We start from the raw sequence: 20147 nt of genomic DNA, 5'->3' as shown, positions 1-20147 counted from the left end.
TGGACCCCCGCTCAGTCGGCGACGACGCGGATGGCGCCGGGCACGTACTCGCGCTGGCGGACGACCCGGAACCAGCCCTTGGGCAACGAGATCACCGCGTGCTCCTCATGCACCAGACGCCCGCCGGAGGGAAGGTGGAGGTGGTCGGGCACGAGCGGGTCGGAATCGCGCAGCAGCTCCCCGGGCGCGGCGATGGCGTGCGCGTGCCCGGTGGCCTCGCCCAGCGCGAGCACCATGCGTCCCCGGTCGTCGCGCGGCGCGGGCGGGAGGTCGCGCACGGCCTGCGGGACCTCCTCCTCGGGGACGGGCATGATGAGGATGTCTCCCTGTCGGTACATGCGGCGAACGTAACGACGGCCACCGACATTCCAGGGGACGCCGGCCCGGCGCCGGCGCGGTCCGGCCCGACACGGGTCAGTAGCCGCGGGTCCGGCGGGCGGCGGGACGGGCCCAGCGGCCCGACGCGCCCAGGCCGACCCGCTGGAACGCCCGCACCAGCTCGCCGCCGAGGTTGACCCCGGCGCCCAGCGCCAGCGCCACCGAGAGCGCCCCGATCAGGCTGAGCACGCCCGCCTCCGGCTGGCCGGTGTTGATCTCCACCATGCCCCGGTAGAGGAGCGTTCCCGGCAGCAGCGGCGCGATCGCGGGCACCACGTACGGCAGCACCGGCGCCCGCCGGTGGCGGGCCAGCATGCTCGCGAACAGGCCGATGACGACGGCGGAGACCGCCGAGGCCAGGACCCCGGTCACCTGGAGGTTCAGCAGCGACACGTAGAGGGTCCAGATCGCCGCGCCACCGGCCGCCGCGGCGAACAGCACGTTCTTGGGCACCGCCAGCGACACGGCGAACGCCAGGGACACCGCCGCCGCCGCGAGGATCGGCACCGGCTGGAACAGCGCGGGCGCGCTGGGCAGGTGGGCGACCGTGACCTCTACGTCCAGCTTGACCGCCGCGTACACGACCACGCCCAGCCCGGCCACGATCGCGGCGATGATGAAGAAGACCTCCAGCAACCGCGCCCCCGCGCTCACCAGGTCGCCGGTGATGCCGTCCTGGATGCTCGCCACCAGGGGACGGCCGGGCAGCAGCGCCAGGATCGCCCCCGTAACGATCGTCGAGGCCCGCCCGGGGGCGCCCATCGCGATCACCAGGACGGCGATCGAGGCGCCGATCGCGGAGGCCACCAGGAGCTGGAAGAACTCGGGGGTGCCCCGGCGGGCCAGCGCGGCGGCGGCGCGGTCGCCCAGCATCGTGGCCACGAACGCCGTCATCGCCACCAGCGGCCCGCCGCCGACCAGCACGCTCGCCGAGGCGGAGATCAGCCCGAAGGAGACCACCAGCAGCCAGGCCGGGTACGGGCCGCGCCCGCGTTTGATCACGGCCAGCCGCGCGTGCGCGTCCTCCAGGTCCAGCATGCCGATCGAGGCGTCCTGGACGAGCTGGTGCAGCGCGGTGAGCCGCCAGTACGCGGGGGTGCGCCGGCGGATGGAGCGGGAGCCGGTGACCGGAAGCGCGGCGCCTCCCGGATGCGCCGACACCAGGAGGCTGGTGAACGACACCTGGACCTCGACCCGTGGCAGCTCGTAGGCGACCGCGATGCTGAGCATCGCCTCGTTCACCCGCTCCGTGGACTCGCCGCTGGCCAGCAGCAGCTCGCCGACCCGCAGCACCAGGTCGATGGCCCGCGCGTCGACGACCTCGCCCGGTTCGTCCTCGGGAGGCTCGGGAGGTGACGTGTCCATCAGGACCTGCCAGGTGCGCCGCAAGCGTTCCGTCGCCCGCCCCATTCGCGCTCGCACGCCTCCTGTCCGATGTCGCCGCGGATCCGACGGGAAGGCTACCCCCCGCCGGATCATGGTTAATCACCGGAGCGGAGTGGGCTTTTCCACAGAATCGGCTTCGGGTGCGTGCCGTCGTTCCCTGCTGGTACCAAGGGTGGGTGAGGCGGGCTCCGGACACGGGCACCGCCTCGGCCGGAGGGCGGGACGACGGTGGGGACGGGGAGCATGGCGGAGGTTTCGGACGGCGCGGCGACGGCCGGTGACGGGCACGAGGACATGGCGGGTGACGGGCGCGAGGGCACGGCCGGTGACGGCGGGCTCCGCGAGGAGGCCGAGCGCTGCCTGCGCGCCCTGGCGGGGGACGGCGCCCGGCTGCGCGACGACCAGTGGACGGCGATCCGCGCGCTGGTCGTCGAACGGCGCCGGGCCCTGGTCGTCCAGCGCACCGGCTGGGGCAAGTCCGCGGTCTACTTCGTGGCGACCCGGTTGCTGCGCGAGCGCGGCGCCGGGCCGACGGTGATCGTCTCGCCGCTGCTGGCGCTGATGCGCAACCAGATCGACGCCGCCGGGCGGGCCGGGATCCACGCCCGCACGATCAACTCCGCCAACACCGACGACTGGCGGAGCGTCTTCGCCGAGGTCGAGGCGGGCGAGGTCGACGTGCTGCTGGTGAGCCCCGAGCGCCTCAACAACCCCGACTTCCGCGACCTGGTGCTGCCCGAGCTGGCCGCCGGGGCGGGCCTGGTGGTGGTGGACGAGGCGCACTGCATCTCCGACTGGGGCCATGACTTCCGGCCCGACTACCGACGCCTGCGCACGCTGCTGGCCGACCTGCCGCCGGGCATCCCCGTGCTGGCCACCACCGCGACCGCCAACGCCCGCGTCACCCAGGACGTCGCCGAGCAGCTCGCCGCCGACGACGCGCTGGTGCTGCGCGGCGCGCTCGAACGCGACTCGCTGCACCTGGCCGTCGTACGGCTGCCGGAGGCCGAGCGGAGGATCGCCTGGCTGGGCGAGCACCTCGACGCGCTTCCCGGCTCGGGGATCATCTACACGCTGACCGTCGCCGCCGCCCACGAGATCACCGGCTACCTGCGCGACCGGGGCTACGAGGTGGCCGCCTACTCCGGGCAGACCGACCCGGCCGAGCGGCTCCAGGCCGAGCGCGACCTGCTCGACAACAAGCTCAAGGCCCTGGTCGCCACCAGCGCGCTCGGCATGGGCTTCGACAAGCCCGACCTCGGGTTCATCGTCCATGTGGGCGCCCCGCAGTCGCCGGTGGCCTACTACCAGCAGATCGGCCGTGCCGGACGCGGCGTCGACCGCGCCGAGGTGATCCTGCTGCCGGGCGCGGAGGACCGCGACATCTGGGCCTACTTCGCCAGCCTGGCCTTCCCGCCCGAACCCGTCGTCCGGGCCACCCTGGAGGCCCTGGACGCGGCCGGCCGGCCGCTGTCGACCGGGGCCCTCGAACCGCGGGTCGACCTCAACCGGGCGCGGCTGGAGATGATGCTCAAGGTCCTGGACGTCGACGGGGCGGTGCGCCGCGTCAAGGGCGGCTGGACCGCGACCGGCACCGACTGGGTCTACGACCGGGCGCGTTACGAGCGGGTCGCCGCCGAACGCGCCCGCGAGCAGAACGCGATGCTGGAGTACCTCGGCATCGAGGGCTGCCGGGAGGAGTTCCTGCGCCGCCAGCTCGACGACCCCGCGGCCGGGCCCTGCGGGCGCTGCGACAACTGCACCGGCAGGCACTGGCCGGCCGAGGTCTCCGAGGCCGGCGCGGCCCAGGCCCGCGACCGGCTGCGCCGCCCCGGCGTCGACGTCGCCCCGCGCCGCATGTGGCCCACCGGCGTCAAGGACGATCTGGGCGTGTCCGGCCGCATCTCCGCGGCGCACATGGCCGAGCCGGGCCGCGCGCTGGGGCGCCTCACCGACATCGGCTGGGGCAACCGGCTGCGCGACCTCTTCGCGGGCGGCGACACCGAGGTCACCGACGAGATGTTCGACGCCGTGGTCAAGGTCCTGGCCGCCTGGGAGTGGTCACGCCGCCCGGCCGGGGTCGTGACGATCGGATCCCGGTCCCGCCCGCGCCTGGTCGGCGGGCTGGGGCGGCGCCTGGCCGGGATCGGGCGCCTCCCGTACCTGGGCGAGATCGTCCCGCTGGGCGAGCCGGTGCCCCGCCGCCACAACAGCGCCCAGCGCCTGCGGTCGGTCTGGCACGCCCTGGCCCTCCCCGACGAGGTCGCGGCGGCGGCGCGCGAGGCGGACGGCCCCGTCCTCCTGGTCGACGACCGGATCGAGACCGGCTGGACCATGACGGTGGCGGCCCGGCACCTGCGCGACGCCGGCGCCCCGGCCGTCCTCCCCCTGGTCCTGGCCGTGACCACCTGAGCCGAGCCCTCCCGGCCGGGGCGATCGCCTGGGGGGACGGCCTGGCGGCGGGTCCTTCCGGGCGAGCGATCTGTGGGCGTGACCGCCCCGCGCGGGTCGCGCCCACAGATCGGCCGCCCGGCCACGCCCGGGCGGCGGCGCCGCCGGGCGAAGGTGGGGTGTCCTCAGAGGCGCCAGGTGGCGACCACCTGGCGCAGGACGCTCGTGTAGTGGAGCCGGGTGCCCGGCCGCATCCGGGCGTCCATCACGATCGCGGTGCTGATCAGCCTGCCCTGCGGAATGTCGCCGGGACCGGTCTCGGACGCCAGCCGCACGTAGGGGGCGTTGCCGTCGGTGCTGTCGAGCACCGTTCCGTCCAGGGTGCGCAGTTTCAGATAAAGGGGGTTGTAGTGGACGGTGCCCCGCAGTGCCTTGATCCGGATGCTGAAAACGGTGAAGGCGCCGTTCTCGGGCGGGAAGGCGGTCCCGGAACGCACCGGCAGGGTGCGGTAGGAGTCCAGGCTGACGATCGCCTTCGAGGTGGAGTCAGGCTTGATCACGAATGCCTTGCCGACCTTCGTGACCGGTCCGGCGGCCATGGGGCGGGCGCCGCCGAGGGCCGGTCGGGAAGGGGACGCGCCGGCCGTGGCGCCGCCACCGCGTTTGCGGCTCTTCTTCTTTTTCGGGACGCAGGCCGTGCCCGTCAACGCGAGGGCGGCGGCCAGCGCGATGACGCCGAGCCTGGGCGGATATGGGCGCACGGTGAACTTCCTCGTCCAATGATGGGCGGAGCCGCGACGGCGGCCCCGGGAACGGGAGAAAGTGTTCTAGAGGCCAACAAATGGCGTCCACCTGTTTCGCCGAACATCTGCGGATTAGTTCAACGGGAAATGTCCTCATTTCTCGCTGAAATGGCCGTGCGGCCATGTGCGGGCCCCGGCGCCCGCCGATCGGGCGGGGTAGTACCGTCCCTGTCCGTGCCGTCCTCCCAACGTCCCCTCCTCGACGAGCTCCTCGACTGCCCGCCCGCTCTGCTGGACACCACCTTCGACCAGCTCCGGACGCTGCTGGTGGTGTACGAGACCGGCTCCGCGCTGCGGGCGGCGCGGGCCCTCGGGCGCGAGCAGTCCAGCGTGCAGAAGCAGCTCGACACGCTCAACCGCAACTGCCAGGCCCTCTGCGGGGAGGTCCTCACCCTGCGGCAGGGGCGCGGCAAGGACTTCCTGTTCACCCCGACGGGCGAGAACGCGGCACGGCTGGCACGGGCGACGCTGCGGGAGTGGCTGGACGCGGTGCACTGGAGCCGCCGCAGGCTCGGCCGGATGCTCACCGTCGGCACGACCGAGTTCACCCTGCCCATCGTGTCGCGGGCCTGGGACCGGGTGTCGGAGGAGCTGCGGCAGCGGGAGGTGGAGTTCAAGGTCGTCCACGTGCGGACCAAGGACCTGTGGTCGCGGCTGGAGTCCAAGGAGGTGGACCTGATCTGCGGCACCATCGTCAGCACGCCCGGCGGCGACCGGCGGCTGCGCGACTACGACGTCGTGGAGTACGCCCGGGGCCGGGCGATGCTGCTCACCAACCTCGCCGAGCCGGAACTGCCGGGCGGCGGCGCCCGGACCAGCGAGCTGCCCGCCCTGCCCCTGGTGGTGCCGCAGGCCGGGCTGATCGCCGACTTCCTGGCCGGCTGGTACGGGCCCAACTTCCGGGACCGGCTCAACGTCGTCGCGGACATCGACGACGTCCACTACGGGTTCTCGCTGCTGCGCTCAGGTTTCGTCCGCGGCTGCATGATCGTCACGGCCTCCATCGGGCGCCGGATGGCCGAGCGGATCGAGCCGGGGGAGACACCGCTGCGTTCGATGGAGCTGCACGACGACCTGGAGCCGAAGGCGGAGCTGATGACCGGCGCCTTCGTCCGCAAGGCCGACCTGGCACGCTACGACGCCGGCCATCCGCTGAACCGGCTGTGGGAGGCCGTACGCGAGGACGCCCGGATCTACACCGCCGCGCCGGGCCCCTGAACGCGCAGGCCCCCGCCCCGCCCGGCGCCGCCGGGTGGCGGGCCGGGCAGGGGGAGGCCGGGCATCAGTTCTTGATCTGGTTGTCCACCACGTCCAGGGTCGGGCGGGCGCCGAGGTGCTGCATGGCCCGGGCGGCCAGCCGGCAGCCGGCGGTGAGCGCCTCGGTGGGCGGCTTGCCGTCCAGCCAGACCGGCAGGAAACCGGCCACGAACGCGTCCCCGGCTCCGGTGCCGTCGATGATCTTGTCGACCGGCTCGGCGGCGACCGTGATCGGCTCGGGGCGGCCGTTGGTGTACCAGAGGGCGCCGTCGGCGCCGTTCATGATGACCACCTGGGGGTACCAGGCGGTGAGCACCTTGGCGGCCTGGTCGGGGGTGTCCCGCCCGGTCAGCACCTCGGCCTCGGTGGCGTTGACCACCAGCAGCCGGGCGCCCTGGGTCCACTCCAGGAACGGCTCGGCCCCCATCCGCTTGAGCGGGGAGGACGAGCCGCCGTCCACGGAGATGGACATCTGGGCCTTGCGGGCCAGCTCCAGGGTGTGGATGGCGGCCTTACGGGATCCCTCGTTGATGAGGGAGTACCCCGACAGGTGCAGGTGGGTTCCTTGGTTGAACAGGTCTCTGCAGCGTTCGATGTCCTCGGGGAGGAGCGCGGCGTTGGCCCCGGGGTCGGACAGCATGGTCCGGTCACCCTTGTGGGTGATCAGCACCACGCAGGTCCCGGTGGGACGCTCCTGGTCCATGACCAGGCGTGCGTCCACCCCGTACCCCATGAGCTCCATGTCCCGGTTCCGGCCCGCGATGTCGGAGCCGCGGCGGCCCACGAAGGCCGCCTCCACCCCCTCCAGGGCCAGCCACGAGGCCACGTTGGCGCCCGAGCCGCCTCCGTGCGTCGTCACGGCGGCGGGCGTGTCGCTGCCCTTGGCCAGGGGGAATGCGGCACGAGCCACGGTGTCAGTCATCAAATCGCCGACCACGACCACGCGCGTCATGGAGTCATCACCTCGATCAACACGGCCCGCGCGAGCGGCATTCTGGGCGTGTGGACGACCGTAACAGTTCTTGACCCCCGATTAGGTCTCGAACGCGCAGCGAAACCGGGGAACCCGGCGTTTTTCCCGGTGCGCGCCCTGGAGGCGCGTGCCTTACAGTCGGGAACGTGACCGAGGGGTATCCGGAACACCGGAAGGCGGGCGCCGGGGCGGAGGAACGCCCCGGGGACGCCGCGGACGCGCCGGCCACGGACGCCGCCGCGGGCGAGGCCGGAAGCGCCGGAAAGGCCGGGCCCGCAGGGGATGCCGCGGGCGAGCCCTACCCGTTCCACTGGGAGGCCGACGTCGTCCTGACCGACGGCGGGACGGCGCACCTGCGTCCCATCCGGAGCGAGGACGCCGATCTCCTGCGCGCCTTCTACGCCCGGTTGTCGCCCGAGTCGATCTACTACCGGTTCTTCTCGCCACGGCCCCGGCTCTCCGACCGTGAGATCGAACACTTCACCAACGTCGACCATGATCGCCGGGCGGCGCTGATCGCCACCATCGGCGGGGCGATGGTCGCGGTGGTGCGCTACGACCGGCTGGCCGACCGGCCCGGTACCGCGGAGGTCGCCTTCCTGGTCGAGGACGCCCACCAGGGGCGCGGCCTCGGCGCGGTGCTGCTGGAGCACATCGCGGCGGCGGCCCGGGAACGGGGCGTGCACCGCTTCGTGGCCAGCGTCCTGCCGGACAACCGCCGGATGACCAGGGTGTTCCGGGAGGTCGGCTACCGCGCCGAGCAGCGGTTCGAGGAAGGCGTGATCGAGCTGGTGCTGGACCTGGAGCCGACCGAGACCTCGGTGGAGGTCATGGCGGCCCGCGAGCACCGCGCCGAGGCCCGCTCGATCCAGCGGCTGCTGTTCCCCCGGTCGGTGGCGGTGATCGGCGCGAGCCGGGCCGAGCACAGCGTCGGCCAGACCGTCCTGCGCCACCTGCTGCACGGCGACTTCAGCGGGCCCGTCTACCCGGTGCACCCCACCGCCGTGGCCGTCGCCGGCGTACGGGCGTACGCCTCGGTGCTCGACATCCCCGACGACGTCGACCTGGCCGTGGTCTCCGTCCGCGCCGGCGCCGTGCACGAGGTGGTGGAGCAGTGCGCGGGCAAGGGCGTGCGCGGCCTGATCGTGGTGTCCTCGGGCTTCGGGGAGACCGGCGCGGAGGGCCGGGCCCGCCAGGAGGAACTGGTCCGCCTGGCGCGCGCGTACGGGATGCGCGTGGTGGGCCCCAACTGCCTGGGCATCGCCAACACCGACCCCGACGTCCGCCTGAACGCCACGCTCGCCCCCACCATGCCGGGCAGGGGCCCCGTGGGGTTCTTCTCCCAGTCGGGCGCGCTGGGCATCGCCATCCTGCAGCGCACCGCGGAGCGGGGGCTGGGCCTGTCCACGTTCGTCTCGGCCGGCAACCGGGCCGACGTGTCGGGCAACGACCTGATGCAGTACTGGGAGGAGGACCCGGCGACCAAGGCGGTCCTGCTCTACCTGGAGTCGCTGGGCAACCCCCGCAAGTTCGCCCGGCTGGCGCGCCGCCTCAGCCGCCGCAAGCCGATCGTGGCGGTCAAGAGCGGCCGGAGCACCCAGGGGGTGCCGATCGGTCACGCCGCCCGGGCGCTGAGCCTCCCCGACCACGCGGTCAGCGCGCTCTTCGCCCAGGCCGGGGTGATCCGCGTGGAGGACCTGTCCGAGCTGTTCGACGTGGCGCAGCTGCTGGCCTACCAGCCGCTGCCGTCCGGCGACCGCATCGCGATCATCGACAACTCCGACTCGCTGGGCCTGCTGGCCCAGGACGCCGCCGTCGCGCTGGGCCTGGACGTCCGCGCCCCCGTCAACCTGGGCCCGCGGGCGGGCGCCGGGGAGTACGAGTCGGCGCTGGCCGAGGCGCTGGCGGACGACGGCGTCGACGCCGTCGTGGCGCTCTTCACCCCGCCCACGATCGGCGGCTACGACGTGCGCGTGCCGGAGAGGATCCGCCGGCTGGCGGCCGGGAGTGCCAAGCCGATCGTGGCGACCTATCTCGGGTCGGAGGGCATGCCGGAGGAGCTGCGGGTGACCGGCCCCGACGGGATGGCCGCGGCCGGGTCGATCCCCTCCTATCCCGCCCCCGAGAACGCGGTCCGGGCCCTGGCCTACGTCATCCGGTACGCGCAGTGGCTGCGGCGCCCGCACGGCAACGTGCCCGATCTCGACGGCACCGACCGCAGGCGCGCGCGGGCGCTGGTCGGGGAGTGGCTGGACTCCGGCGCCCCGGTGAACGCCACCCCGCGGCAGGCCGCCGACCTGCTCGCCTGCTACGGGGTCACGGTCGCGGGCGAGGGCGGCGGGGACGAGGGCGACGAGGGCGGCGGGGATGTGGGACGGGCGCGGGGCGTTCCGGCGCGCGTCGTCACGATGGAGGACCCGTCGTTCGGCGCCGTGGTCTCCTTCGGCCTGGCGGACGAGACGGCGGCCCTCCTGGACGATCGCGCCTACCGCCTCGCCCCGCTCACCGAGGTGGAGGCCGCGGAACTGGTCCGCGCCATCCGTACCGCCCCGCTCCTCCTGGGCCACCGCGGAGCCGAGCCCGTCGACGTCCCCGCGCTGGAGGACCTCCTCCTGCGCGTGGCACGGCTGGCCGACGATCTCCCCGAGGTGGCCCGTCTCGAACTCGACCCGGTGGTGGTGGGCACGTCGGGCGTCGCCGTACGCCGGGTGCGCCTGCGCCTGGAACGCCCGCTCGGCCCCCGCCCCGAACTCGGCCCGCGCCGCCTCCCCTAACGCGTCACCTCTCCTAACGCGTCGCCTCCCGTAACGCGTCGCCTCCCGTGAGGGGGCGGGAGCGTCAGTCGGGCGGCGGGGGCGGGCTGGGCTCCGGGGTGGGCGGTACCGGCTCCGGAGGCGGCCCCGGCGGTATGGGCTCGGGCGGCGGGCCCGGGGGCATGGGCTCGGGCGGGGTCGGCGGCACCGGATCAGGCGAGGGGCCTGGCGGGACCGGCTGGGGCGGGCGCGGCGGCGGTTGCGGCGTGGGAGGCGGCTCAGGGGGCGGCACCGGGGGCTGAGGTGGCGGTGCCGGGTCCGGTATGGGCGGGGGCACGGGCGGCGGTGAAGGCAGCGGGTCTCGGTCATCCATGCCCTTCCCCTACCCCAAGGGGACCCAAATGACCGTGCCGGACGACCGTCATGTGCGCAGCCCACCCGGAACAGGGCAGGATGGGGGCCATGAGGGAAACCCGAGCGACGGCTCACGGGTTGCGCACGGCCATCGAGCGCAGCGGTTACTACCCGGCCCTGGTCGCGGACGCGGTCGAGTCGGCGATAGGCGACGAGCGAGTGATCGCCTATGTGGTGCATCACGAGGCGACGTTCGACCCCGCGATGGAGGTGCGGCGGCATGTGACGGTGCTGGTGCTGTCGGCCTCCCGGCTCCTGGTCTGCCACACCGACGAGCATCCCCCCGGCGAGGGCATGGCCCAGCCCCACGCCTCCACGACGACCGAGGCGGTGAAGCTGGACCGCGTCCAGTCGGTCGCGGTCACCCGGGTCGTCCCCGACCCGGCCTCCTACGTTCCGGGGGTGCCGCCCACGGAGGTCGTCCTGACGATCGGGTGGGGCGCGATCGCGCACGTCGACCTGGAGCCGGCCACCTGCGGCGACGAGAACTGCGAGGCCGACCACGGCTACACCGGCAGCGTCACCGCCGACGACCTGTCGCTGCGGGTGAGCGAGGCCGCCGACGGCCGCGACGCCGTCGTCCAGGTGCTGGCGTTCGCCGAGGCGCTGTCCGCCGAGACGGCCAGGTGAGCGCCCCGCCGGTCCCGGAATACGGGACGGCCGCGCTCGCCGACCTGCCGCGTTCGGTGCTGGCGGCGCTCGGTGTCCAGGGCGAGCCGAACGTCCTGGACCTGCCCGAGCTGCCCCGCGCCTGCGTCCTCATCATCGACGGGCTGGGCTGGGAGCTGCTCCAGGCCCACCGGACGACCGCGCCGTTCCTCGCGGACCTGGCGGGGCGCACGCTCACCGCCGGTTTCCCGGCCACCACCGTCGCCAGCCTCGGCTCCCTGGCCACCGGGCTGCCGCCCGGCGGGCACGGGCTGCTCGGCGTCCAGGTGGCGATCCCGGGCACCGGCCGGCTGCTGAACTGCCTGCGCTGGCGGGACGACAGCGTGGACCCGGCGGACTTCCAGCCCGCCCCGACCGTGTACCAGCGGGCGGCCGACGACGGGGTGAACGTCGCGTACGTGGCACGGAACGCGTACCGGGGCACGGGCCTGAGCCGCGCCACGACCCGCGGGGCGTCCTACACGGGGGCCGACGGGCTGGGGCAGCTGGTGGGGCGGGCCGAGCGGGCGCTGCGGGAAGGGGACCGTGGCTTCGTCACCGTCTACCACGCCGACCTGGACGCGACCGGCCACCAGTTCGGCACCGGGTCGTCCGAGTGGCGGCACCAGCTGCGCTTCGTGGACCTGCTCGCGGAGATGATCGGCGAGATCCTGCCCCCCGGAACGGCCCTGTACATCACCGCCGACCACGGCATGGTCGACCCCGCCGAACGCGTGGACGCCGACACCGTCCCCGCGCTCCGCGAAGGGGTCGCCCTCCTGGGCGGTGACGCCCGCGCCCGGTACGTCTACAGCGAGCCGGGCGCCCACGGCGACGTCCTGGCCGCGTGGGGCGAGGTGCTCGGCGACCGGGTCTGGGTGACCTCGCGGGACGAGGCTGTGGCGGCCGGGTGGTTCGGCCCGGTGGAGCCCGCGATGCTCGAGCGGATCGGGGACGTGATCGCCGTGCCCCACGCCGATCTGGCCATCGTGGCCTCCGAGCGGGAGCCGTGGCTGGACTTCATGGTCGGCATGCACGGCTCGCTCGTGCCGGCGGAGATGATGGTTCCGCTGCTCACGCTCGTCCGTGACTGAGCCGGCCGCCGTGTCCGTCCGGGCCCGGACCGCCCGCGCGTCGTAGGCTCCGGTGGTGTGACGAACGCGAACCCGCCCCTCCCGGACCCCCTTCTCGACGTCCCCGCGCTGGCCGGGCTCCTCCGGGACGATCCGCCGCCCGTCCTGCTGGACGTGCGATGGCGGCTGTCGGGGCCGCCGGGCGTCGAGTCGTACCGGCGGGGGCACCTGCCCGGCGCGGTGTTCGTCGACCTCGACCGGGACGTGGCCGGCCCGCCCGGCCCCGCCGGCCGCCACCCGCTGCCCGAACCCGATGCCTTCGAGGCGGCGATGCGCCGCGCCGGCGTGTCCGGGGACCGGCCGGTGGTGGTGTACGACGACGCCGACTCCACGGCGGCGGCACGCCTGTGGTGGACCCTGCGCTACTTCGGGCACGAGCCGGTCCGGGTGCTGGACGGCGGCTACCGGGCGTGGAGCGAGGCGGGCCGCCCCGTGACCACCGAGGAGCCCGAGGTGGAGCCCGGTGACTTCCGCGCCCGCCCGGCGCGCCTTCCGGTGCTGGACGCGGCGGGCGCGGCGGCGCTCGCCAGGACCGGGACCCTGCTCGACGCCCGCGCGCCCGAGCGGTTCCGGGGCGAGACCGAGCCCGTCGACCCGGTCGCGGGCCACATCCCCGGCGCCAGGAACGCGCCCACCCTGGGCAACGTCGGCGCCGACGGCCGCTTCCTGCCACCCGCTCTGCTCCGTGAACGCTTCGCCGGGCTGGGCGCGACCGGCGGCGCCGAGGTGGGCGTCTACTGCGGCTCCGGGGTCACCGCCGCCCACCAGGTCCTCGCCCTCACCCTCGCCGGCGTCCCGGCCGCGCTCTACGTGGGCTCCTGGTCGAACTGGATCGCCGACCCCGCCAACCCCGTCGCCACCGGCGACGCCTGAGAGGGGCGGCGGGCGGGGCTCAGTCAGCGCCGAAGCAGGTGAACCCCGCGACGCCCGGTGAACGGGGAGCGGACGCCAGCGCGCGGGCGGGGGAGAGGCCGCCGGCCAGCCCCGCGTGGAACGCGTCCATGAACGCCGGGGCCTCCTCGTCGCGGACGGGGGTCACGCTGGCGATCACCGTGGCCGTGCCGAGCGCGAGCAGGACCCCGGCCATGCCGATCACCGCGTCCCGGCGGCCGTCCTCGGCGCGGCCGAGGTCGCAGGCCGACAGCGTGACCAGGCGCGGCGGGGCGGCGAGCTCCTCCAGGTCGAGCAGCATCAGCGGCCCGTCGGCCATGCGGAGCCGCGAGAAGAGGGCGGCGCCGTCCCGGAACTCCCCGTGGGCGGCCAGATGCGCGAGGTCGGCCCCGTCGAGCGCGTCCCGGACGGCCTCCGCGCGGGCGGCGGCCCCCGTGCGCGCCACCGCGCCCGGATAGCGTCCGCGCAGCAGGCGGATCTCCTCGCCGGCGTGCTCCAGGCCGGGGCCGGAGGCCAGGAGCACGTGCCCGGCCGCCCGCCTCCGGGCGGTGTCGGCGGCGCGGGCGCGCATCCAGGCGGCGGCCGAGGGGACGAGCGTGAACGGGCGGCCGGCCAGCGAGGGCAGGACCGCCCACGGCAGCTCGTGCAAGGCGCCCGTGGGCGCGATCACCAGGACCCGGTCGTCGCCGTCACCTTCGCCGTCACCTTCGTTGTCACCGTCGATGTCGCGGCGCAGGGGCCCCAGCAGCAGAGCGTCCAGGCGCCGGCTGGCCTGGTCCAGGCCGTCGCGGCTCCGCGGGTCGTCGCCGCGTCCGGCCAGCCGGCGCGCGGCGGAACCGACCAGCCGCACCTCGCGCGCCGCCTCGGCGTACGGCCCCAGGCGGTGGCGGCGGGCGCGCCCGTCCCGGACGGTCACCGCGTGGAGGTCGCCGCCGACGCGGACCAGCTCCACCAGGACCCGCCGGCCCAGTGCCGACATCACGTGGCGGATCCGCGGCGAAGTCCTCCCCGCGGCGCCCTCGCCCTGGCGGCGGCGGGTGCGGGCCTGGACGGCCGCCTCAGCCTCGGCCAGCCGCGCGGAGAGGCCGGTCTCGGGCGCCCGGCCCTGGGCGACCGCCGCGGTGTGCCGGGCACTGAGGGTGCGCAGCTCGGCGAGGGCCGCCGCCCGGACGGGGTCGCGCGGCGGGCGGAGCGAGGCCGGGCGGGCCAGCGCGCGGCGGCGCTCCTCGGCGGAGAGCAGCTCGCGGGCGGACCGGGCCGACCGGAGCCCGAGCCCGGCCAGCTCGTCGCCCAGCCCGGCGGCGCGGGCGCGCAGCTCCAGGGCGCCGAACACCTCGATGTACTCCTCGACCACGCGCAGTCCCGCCCCGATCGCGGCGCGCGCGCCGTCCCGGTCGTGCCTGGCCTCGCGTTCGAGCGCGGTGGCGTGCCAGGCCGCCGCCCGCAGCGCCGCGGGCCCGCGCTCGCGGGTACGGCTCACCGGCTCCAAGAGATGACCGGCGGGGCGCCCGAGTGACAGCGCGACCCGGGCGGCGATGACGCGCGCCTCGGCCGACGCCTCCGCCCAGCCCCCGTCCTGGAGCCGTTCGGCCGTGGCCGCCGCCGAACGCAGGAACACCGCCGAACGGTCCCCGGCGGCCCAGCGCGCCCGGAGGAGCAGATGCTCGGCCAGCGGCGCCCAGCCCGCCCGTCCCTGGCCGGCGAACGCCGCACGGGCGCGTTCGGCGGCCTCCGCGGCCTGCTCCGGATCGCCGCAGGCCAGCTCGGCGTGCGCCAGGAGCAGCAGGCCGTCGGCCGTGTCGCACGCGTAGCCGTGGGCCGTCACGTCCGCCAGGGTGGCCTTCAACAGGGCACGGGCCTCGCCCGGCAGCCCCGCCTGGATCAGCGTCTCGCTCCGGTCGAAGCGGCACTGCGCGACGCGTTCCCGGGTCAGGCCGGGCTCGGCGGCGGCGAAGAGCCGCAGCGCCCGGGGCACGTCGCCGCGCCGGGACGCGACGAAGGCCAGGTTGCCGCGGGCCATCGCCGCCAGGTGACCCAGCCCCGCCGCCTCCCCCACGGCGACGGCCTCGGTGAGGGCCGCCTCGGCGGTGCCGAGATCGCCGCGCAGGGCCCGGGCCAGGCCGAGGTTGGTGAGCAGTCCGGTCAGCGTCACGGGGTCGCCGCCGTCCCGGAGCCGGGGGAGGGCCCGCGAGGCCACCGCGTCGGCCTCGGGCACGTGCCCCGAACGGGCCAGCGCGCAGGCGAGGTTGGCGGCCAGGCGGTCCGCGTCGTCCCCGCGCAGGACGCCCTCCGCGCGGGCCGCCTGCGCCAGGGCGCCCTGGAAGTCCCCGCGCGCGGACAGCAGGCCGACGAGGTTCATCCGGACGAGGGCGGCCTCGTACCCTTCCGCCTGCTCCAGCGCCCTGCCGAGCAGGGCGACGCCCTCGTCCAGCAGGCCCAGCTCCTTGGCGGCCAGCCCCGCGGCCCGCAGCCCGGTGGCCAGGGCCGTCCTGTCGCCGGAGGCGCCGGCACGGGAGAGGAAGGCGCGCGCCCCCGCGTGCGCGGCGGCCGGGTCGGCCGCGGCCAGGCGTAACAGGGCGTCGGCCTCCGCGCGCGGCCCGGCGAGGCCGGTCACAGGCGCACCCAGCTGGTCACGATGGACGTCCCGTCCGGGACGAGGAACGCGAAGCTGACCAGCCCGCGGGGCAGCCCGGCGAACGTGAACTGCCCGGCCCGGTCGGCGCCGGTCTCGGGCCGCCCCGGGACCAGCGCCGGATGCCGGACGCGGACGCGGGCGGGCACCGGCGGGGCGAGCCGGCCGACGACGTCGCGTACCCGCCCGGTCCCGGACACCTCGATCTCGATCAGGACGTCCCGCGCGGTGAAGGTGAGCGTCCGCGGCCCGCCCGCCGCGCCCGCGCCGTCCTCCATGCCGTCCTCCGCGCCGTCCTCCGCGCCCCGTACCGCCCCCGCCAGGGCCTCCGACCGCGCGCCGTGGTCGCCTGAGAGCTCCGCCAGCTCGGCCCCCGGCTCCCGCCACCTCAGCGCCGCGCGTGCCGCGGCCAGCACCTCGGGGGGAAGGGGGTCGAGCGCCTGGCAGGCCGCCCGGACGCGCTCCAGCAGCGGGTCGAGGTCGCGGGCGTCGCCGTCGTTCACGCCGCCGTCGTTCACGGCGCGAGCCTTCGCAGCAGCCGGTCCAGGCAGCGGGCGCGCGTCGGGCCGATGCTGCCGACCGGGATCCCCAGCGCCGCGGCCAGCTCGGCGTGGCTCGGCGCCAGGGCGGCCAGCCGCAGCAGGCTCTGGCAGCGCCGCGGCAGCGCCTCCAGCGCGGCGGCGACCTGCCCGAGCCGTTCGCGGGCCAGGGCGACCTCCTCCGGACGCGTGGCCGGGGGAGCGGGGACGGCCGCTCCGCCCACGTCCCCCGCCCGCCCCGGCGCCGACCCGGTACGCGCCGAGGCGCGGCGGGCCGCGCGCAGGCTCTCCCGCCGCGCGGTCACCACCAGCCAGGACCCGACCGCGTCCGGCCGCTCGATCCGGTCGATCCGCTCCACCAGGCGCAGCCAGGTCGTCTGCACCACGTCGCCCGCGTCGGCCTCGCCCAGCCGGTACGACCGCGCGATCGACCAGAGCAGGCCGCTGTACCGCTCGACCAGCCGCGCCCAGGCCGCGCCGTCACCGGCGCGGGCCCGGGCGACCAGCCTGGCCGGGTCGTCCTGTACGTCGTGCTGTATGTCGTCCTGTACGAACACCGACGATCCGCCTCCCCGTGAGGCCCCCCGACGGTCGTTCAGGCTAGAGCGGCCGGCGGCGCGGAGTCACGCACGGTTATCGCATCGCCACAGGACCGTGTTCAAGAGCTGATGATTACTCCACGCCAGGGGCGGGTACCCGCGGGCGCCCGAAGGCGGCGGAGGCGGCGGAAGGCGGGGGAGGGCGCCCGAAGGCGGCGGCTCAGCCGGTGACGATCATGCCGAGGTCGGGCAGCGTGCGCCGGGCCGCGGGATCGAGCAGCCGGTCCGCGGCCTCGGCGGCACCGATCCCCTCCCCGGCCGCCAGTCCCGCGATCCGCCCCGCCACCGCGGGCGCGGCGAACGACGTGCCGCTCCAGGTCGCGTAGCCCTCGAACAGGTCCGGGTCGACGCCGCCGGCCCGGGGACGCGGCCCGTCGAAGCGCACGAAGCTGCTGGCCACGTCCACGCCCGGCGCGCAGGCGTCCACCCACCAGCCGTAGTTGGAGAACCAGGCGCGGTCCGCGCCGTCGGGCCCCAGCGCCGCCACCGCGATCACCGGCTTGAGGGCGGCGGGCCAGAACGGGCGGTCGCCCGCCGCGTTCCCCGCGCACGCCACCACGACGGTGCGGCGCCCGAGCGCGGCGATCGCACGGGCCACCAGGGGCGAGGGCCGGTCGTCGAAGGTGTGGCAGCCGATCGAGAGGTTGACCACGTCGGCCCCGCCCTCCGCGGCGACCCGGCCGAGCGCCCGGATGACCCCCAGCTCGTCGCCGACGCCGTCGCCGCCGATGACCCGGTGCGCGCGCAGCCGGGCGGTGGGCGCGTACCGCAGCAACACGCCGGCGATGAACGTGCCGTGGCCCGCCTGGGCGTCCAGCTCGAAGTCCAGATCGGCGTCCAGGACCTCCGCGGCCTCCTCGCGCTGCTCGGCGTACCAGGGCGCGTGCTCGTACCACGGGTGCGGCGACAGGCCGGTGTCCAGGACGGCGACGGTGACCTCGCGGCGGCCGGGGGCGGTGGCCCGCGGCGCGGGGACGGGCGGGGCCGGCCGGGGCAGGTCGGCCGGACCGCTCCACCACATCGGCTGTCCGTGCACCAGATGGTTGGGGGAGACGCTCAGCCGCCGGTGCCGCCCGCCTCCGGTGAGCCCGGCCGCCAGCTCGCACACGTCGACCTTGGCGCGGGCCCGCAGCCGCAGGCTGGTCACGCCGTGCTCGTCGTGGTGCGAGTCGTACCACCGCCGGACGAGATCCTGCGCCGCGGGCACGTCGTGTTCGGCCACCAGCAGCTGGTCGCGCCGGACCAGCGCGTACCGGCCGGGCGCGGGCTCCACCACCGCGGCGTCCGGGTGGCGGGTCAGCAGCCTCTCCAGGCGGGCCTCCTGGTCGAACATCGAACCTCCCTTTAACGGCGAGTGACCGGATCTTTACTCATGGTGCCCGTTCGTGGCGGCGCGCGCCGGTCGGTTCGGGAAAATGTGAGTTACTGGAGAGGTGAGCGCACGCGAGGAGTCCCCGGGCAGGGACGGTGCGCGCTGGGCCCGCTGGCGGACGCGCGGCGCGTGCCTGGCCGCCGGAGCGCTGCCCGTGCTCACCTTCCCGCGGCCCGGGCTGGCATGGCTCGCGTGGGTGGTGCTCGTGCCCGGCATCCTGCTGATGCGGTCGGCTCCCACCACGCGGCGGGCGGCCGTACGCGGCTGGTGGTTCGGCGCCGGCTACCTGCTGGCCGCTCTTTACTGGATGACCCCCAACATCGGCCCGGGTCTTCTCCTGGTCGCCCTCGTCTTCGGTGCGCTGTGGGCGGGATGGGGCGCGGTGGCCCGGTCGGTGACCTCGCTTCTGGCGGTGGTCGTCCTGCCCAGCGTCTGGGTCGCCGGGGAGTACGTGCGGTCCCTGCCCCGCCTGGGCGGGCCCTGGGCGCTGCTGGGGGTGAGCCAGTGGAGCCATCCGGAGATCCTGAGCCTGGCGGCCGTGGGCGGGGTGTGGCTCGTCACCTTCGTCGTCGTGGCGGTCAACACCGCCCTGGCGCTCGCCCTGCTGGGCCCGCGGCGGCGCCTGCCGCCCCTCGTCCTCGCCGGGGCGCTGCTGGCCGCCGGGCCGGCGACCTTCGCCCTGCGTCCCGCGCCCCCCGCCGAGGGCTCGCTGCGGGTGGCGCTGGTCCAGCCGGGCGTCGTGCACCACCCGGGAGCCCGCCTGGCCGCGGGCGAACGCATCACCGCGGGGCTGCCGCGCGTCGACCTCACCGTGTGGGGCGAGAGCAGCGTCGGCTACGACCTGACCGTCCGGAAGGACGTCGCCGCCCGTCTCGATGGGCTGGCCTCCCGCAACCCGATGCTGGTGAACGAGGACGCCCGGGACCCGTACGGCCGCATCTCCAAGAGCGCGATCCTCCTGCGCCCCGACGGCACCCGCGCGTACTACGTGAAGACCCGGCTCGTCCCGTTCGGCGAGTACATCCCGTTCCGCTCGGCGCTCGGATGGCTCACCCGGATCAGCGAGGCCGCGGGACAGGACCGCGTTCCCGGCACCGGGCCCGTGATCATGTACTCGGAGTCCCCGGCCCGGCCCGGCCACCCCGGCCGGGGCGTCACCCTGGGGCCGCTGATCTGCTTCGAGTCGGCGTTCCCCGACCTGGGACGGGACGTGGCGCGGGGCGGCGCCCAGGTGCTCGTCTACCAGTCCTCCACGTCCACCTTCCAGGGCAGCTGGGCGCCCGCCCAGCACGCGTCCCTCGCCGCCGTGCGCGCGGCCGAGACCGGCCGCCCGGCCGTCCAGGCCGCGCTCACCGGTGTCTCCGCGGGCTTCGACGCCCAGGGCAGGCGGCTGGCGTGGATGGACACCGGCCGCACCGGCTCCACCGTCCTGACGTTGCGGACGGCCCCGCCGGGTTTCCGCACGCCCTATGACCGCTACGGCGACTACGTCGTCGACTTCGCCCTGATCGTCACCGCCGCGGTCGCCCTCGCGTCGATCCGCCGGTCCGGCACCGGACGGGCCGGAGCCGGGGGAGGCGCCGAGCCCGGCCCCGGCGCCGAGAGGGGCCGGACGGAACGGGGCCCGGTGGAGACGGGGCCCGCGGACCGGGGACACGGCTGAGCCACGAGCACGGCCGACCCGGGAGCACGGCCGGGCCAGGAGCACGGCCGAGCCCGGCGACGGCGACCTTGGACGCGTCCCACCCGGTGCCGGCGGGACCGGAGTCCCTCGCCCCCGGGACCGCGCCCCTCGTACCTTCTCAATCGCGACGACCGACTGACCACCGCTCGCCGGGTCGCGGCAGACGGGGGTTTCTGCAGAGGCCCGCGAGCGGGGTCGTCGCGTTCTTCTTTCCGCGTTCTCCGCCCGCCGGCGGGGTGTTTCCGCGTACCGTCACCGTGATGGACGGGGCACGTCCCGTGGTCGAGGTAGCGG

15 protein-coding genes are annotated in these 20147 nt (G+C 75.6%); 7 read left to right on the top strand and 8 right to left on the bottom strand.

Annotated elements, in window-relative coordinates:
- Window positions 1-11: 11 nt before the first annotated feature.
- Together IW256_RS26925 and IW256_RS26920 are read right to left on the bottom strand one after the other, a co-directional pair.
- On the bottom strand, window positions 12-338 hold the full coding sequence (locus IW256_RS26925; RefSeq protein WP_197013611.1) for a hypothetical protein: 327 nt from the start codon (window positions 336-338) through the stop codon (window positions 12-14).
- Window positions 339-414: 76 nt separating this feature from the next.
- On the bottom strand, window positions 415-1788 hold the full coding sequence (locus IW256_RS26920) for a threonine/serine exporter family protein (RefSeq protein ID WP_231403942.1): 1374 nt from the start codon (window positions 1786-1788) through the stop codon (window positions 415-417).
- A 270-nt stretch (window positions 1789-2058) separates the two neighbouring features.
- On the opposite strand from IW256_RS26920, the gene IW256_RS26915 reads away from it, so the two are divergent.
- Entirely contained in the window at window positions 2059-4176 is a 2118-nt protein-coding gene (locus IW256_RS26915) for a RecQ family ATP-dependent DNA helicase (RefSeq protein WP_197016584.1), read from the top strand.
- Window positions 4177-4340: 164 nt separating this feature from the next.
- On the opposite strand, the gene IW256_RS26910 is transcribed toward IW256_RS26915, so the two are convergent.
- Window positions 4341-4916: a hypothetical protein gene (locus IW256_RS26910; protein ID WP_197013610.1), complete on the bottom strand. Its 576-nt coding sequence runs from the start codon at window positions 4914-4916 to the stop codon at window positions 4341-4343.
- A 216-nt stretch (window positions 4917-5132) separates the two neighbouring features.
- On the opposite strand from IW256_RS26910, the gene IW256_RS26905 reads away from it, so the two are divergent.
- Window positions 5133-6176 (top strand): LysR family transcriptional regulator, encoded by a 1044-nt coding sequence (locus IW256_RS26905; protein WP_197013609.1) that lies wholly within the window; start codon window positions 5133-5135, stop codon window positions 6174-6176.
- Between the two features lie 64 nt (window positions 6177-6240).
- Here the strand turns inward: IW256_RS26905 and IW256_RS26900 are convergent, their stop codons facing one another.
- Window positions 6241-7167 carry a carbohydrate kinase family protein gene (locus IW256_RS26900; RefSeq protein ID WP_197013608.1) on the bottom strand — a complete coding sequence of 309 codons (927 nt, stop codon included), beginning with the start codon at window positions 7165-7167 and terminating at the stop codon, window positions 6241-6243.
- Between the two features lie 350 nt (window positions 7168-7517).
- Between IW256_RS26900 and IW256_RS26895 the strand changes: the two genes are divergently transcribed.
- The 4 genes from IW256_RS26895 to IW256_RS26880 all read left to right on the top strand — a co-directional run bounded on the left by IW256_RS26895 (window position 7518) and on the right by IW256_RS26880 (window position 13009).
- On the top strand, window positions 7518-9962 hold the full coding sequence (locus tag IW256_RS26895; protein WP_197016583.1) for a bifunctional acetate--CoA ligase family protein/GNAT family N-acetyltransferase: 2445 nt from the start codon (window positions 7518-7520) through the stop codon (window positions 9960-9962).
- 441 nt (window positions 9963-10403) lie between these two features.
- Window positions 10404-10985: a DUF5998 family protein gene (locus IW256_RS26890; RefSeq protein WP_197013607.1), complete on the top strand. Its 582-nt coding sequence runs from the start codon at window positions 10404-10406 to the stop codon at window positions 10983-10985.
- The gene (locus tag IW256_RS26885) at window positions 10982-12097 is read left to right on the top strand and encodes an alkaline phosphatase family protein (RefSeq protein ID WP_197013606.1); all 1116 of its coding nucleotides are present in this window, start codon (window positions 10982-10984) and stop codon (window positions 12095-12097) included. The genes IW256_RS26890 and IW256_RS26885 overlap by 4 nt, the downstream gene beginning before the upstream one ends.
- 57 nt (window positions 12098-12154) lie before the next feature.
- Window positions 12155-13009 carry a sulfurtransferase gene (locus IW256_RS26880; protein WP_197013605.1) on the top strand — a complete coding sequence of 285 codons (855 nt, stop codon included), beginning with the start codon at window positions 12155-12157 and terminating at the stop codon, window positions 13007-13009.
- A gap of 19 nt (window positions 13010-13028) precedes the next feature.
- Here the strand turns inward: IW256_RS26880 and IW256_RS26875 are convergent, their stop codons facing one another.
- The 4 genes from IW256_RS26875 to IW256_RS26860 form a co-directional block, all read right to left on the bottom strand.
- Window positions 13029-15641 carry a CHAT domain-containing protein gene (locus IW256_RS26875; protein WP_307829113.1) on the bottom strand — a complete coding sequence of 871 codons (2613 nt, stop codon included), beginning with the start codon at window positions 15639-15641 and terminating at the stop codon, window positions 13029-13031.
- Window positions 15638-16177, bottom strand: coding sequence for a hypothetical protein (locus tag IW256_RS26870; RefSeq protein ID WP_197013604.1), 540 nt, complete (start codon window positions 16175-16177; stop codon window positions 15638-15640). The genes IW256_RS26875 and IW256_RS26870 overlap by 4 nt, the downstream gene beginning before the upstream one ends.
- A complete protein-coding gene (locus IW256_RS26865; RefSeq protein ID WP_307829112.1) occupies window positions 16174-16755 on the bottom strand; it encodes an RNA polymerase sigma factor in 582 nt (193 codons plus the stop codon). Before IW256_RS26865 ends, IW256_RS26870 begins: the two co-directional genes overlap by 4 nt.
- 202 nt (window positions 16756-16957) lie before the next feature.
- Entirely contained in the window at window positions 16958-18130 is a 1173-nt protein-coding gene (locus IW256_RS26860) for a S8 family peptidase (protein WP_197013603.1), read from the bottom strand.
- Between the two features lie 100 nt (window positions 18131-18230).
- Here IW256_RS26860 and lnt point away from each other — a divergent pair, with 100 nt between their 5' ends.
- The gene (lnt, locus tag IW256_RS26855) at window positions 18231-19832 is read left to right on the top strand and encodes an apolipoprotein N-acyltransferase (RefSeq protein ID WP_197013602.1); all 1602 of its coding nucleotides are present in this window, start codon (window positions 18231-18233) and stop codon (window positions 19830-19832) included.
- Window positions 19833-20147: the final 315 nt, after the last annotated feature.

Source organism: Actinomadura viridis (assembly GCF_015751755.1).
Lineage (GTDB): Bacteria > Actinomycetota > Actinomycetes > Streptosporangiales > Streptosporangiaceae > Spirillospora > Spirillospora viridis.
Note: the sequence above shows the minus strand (reverse complement) of the source record. Positions and strands in the feature narration are given on the sequence as shown.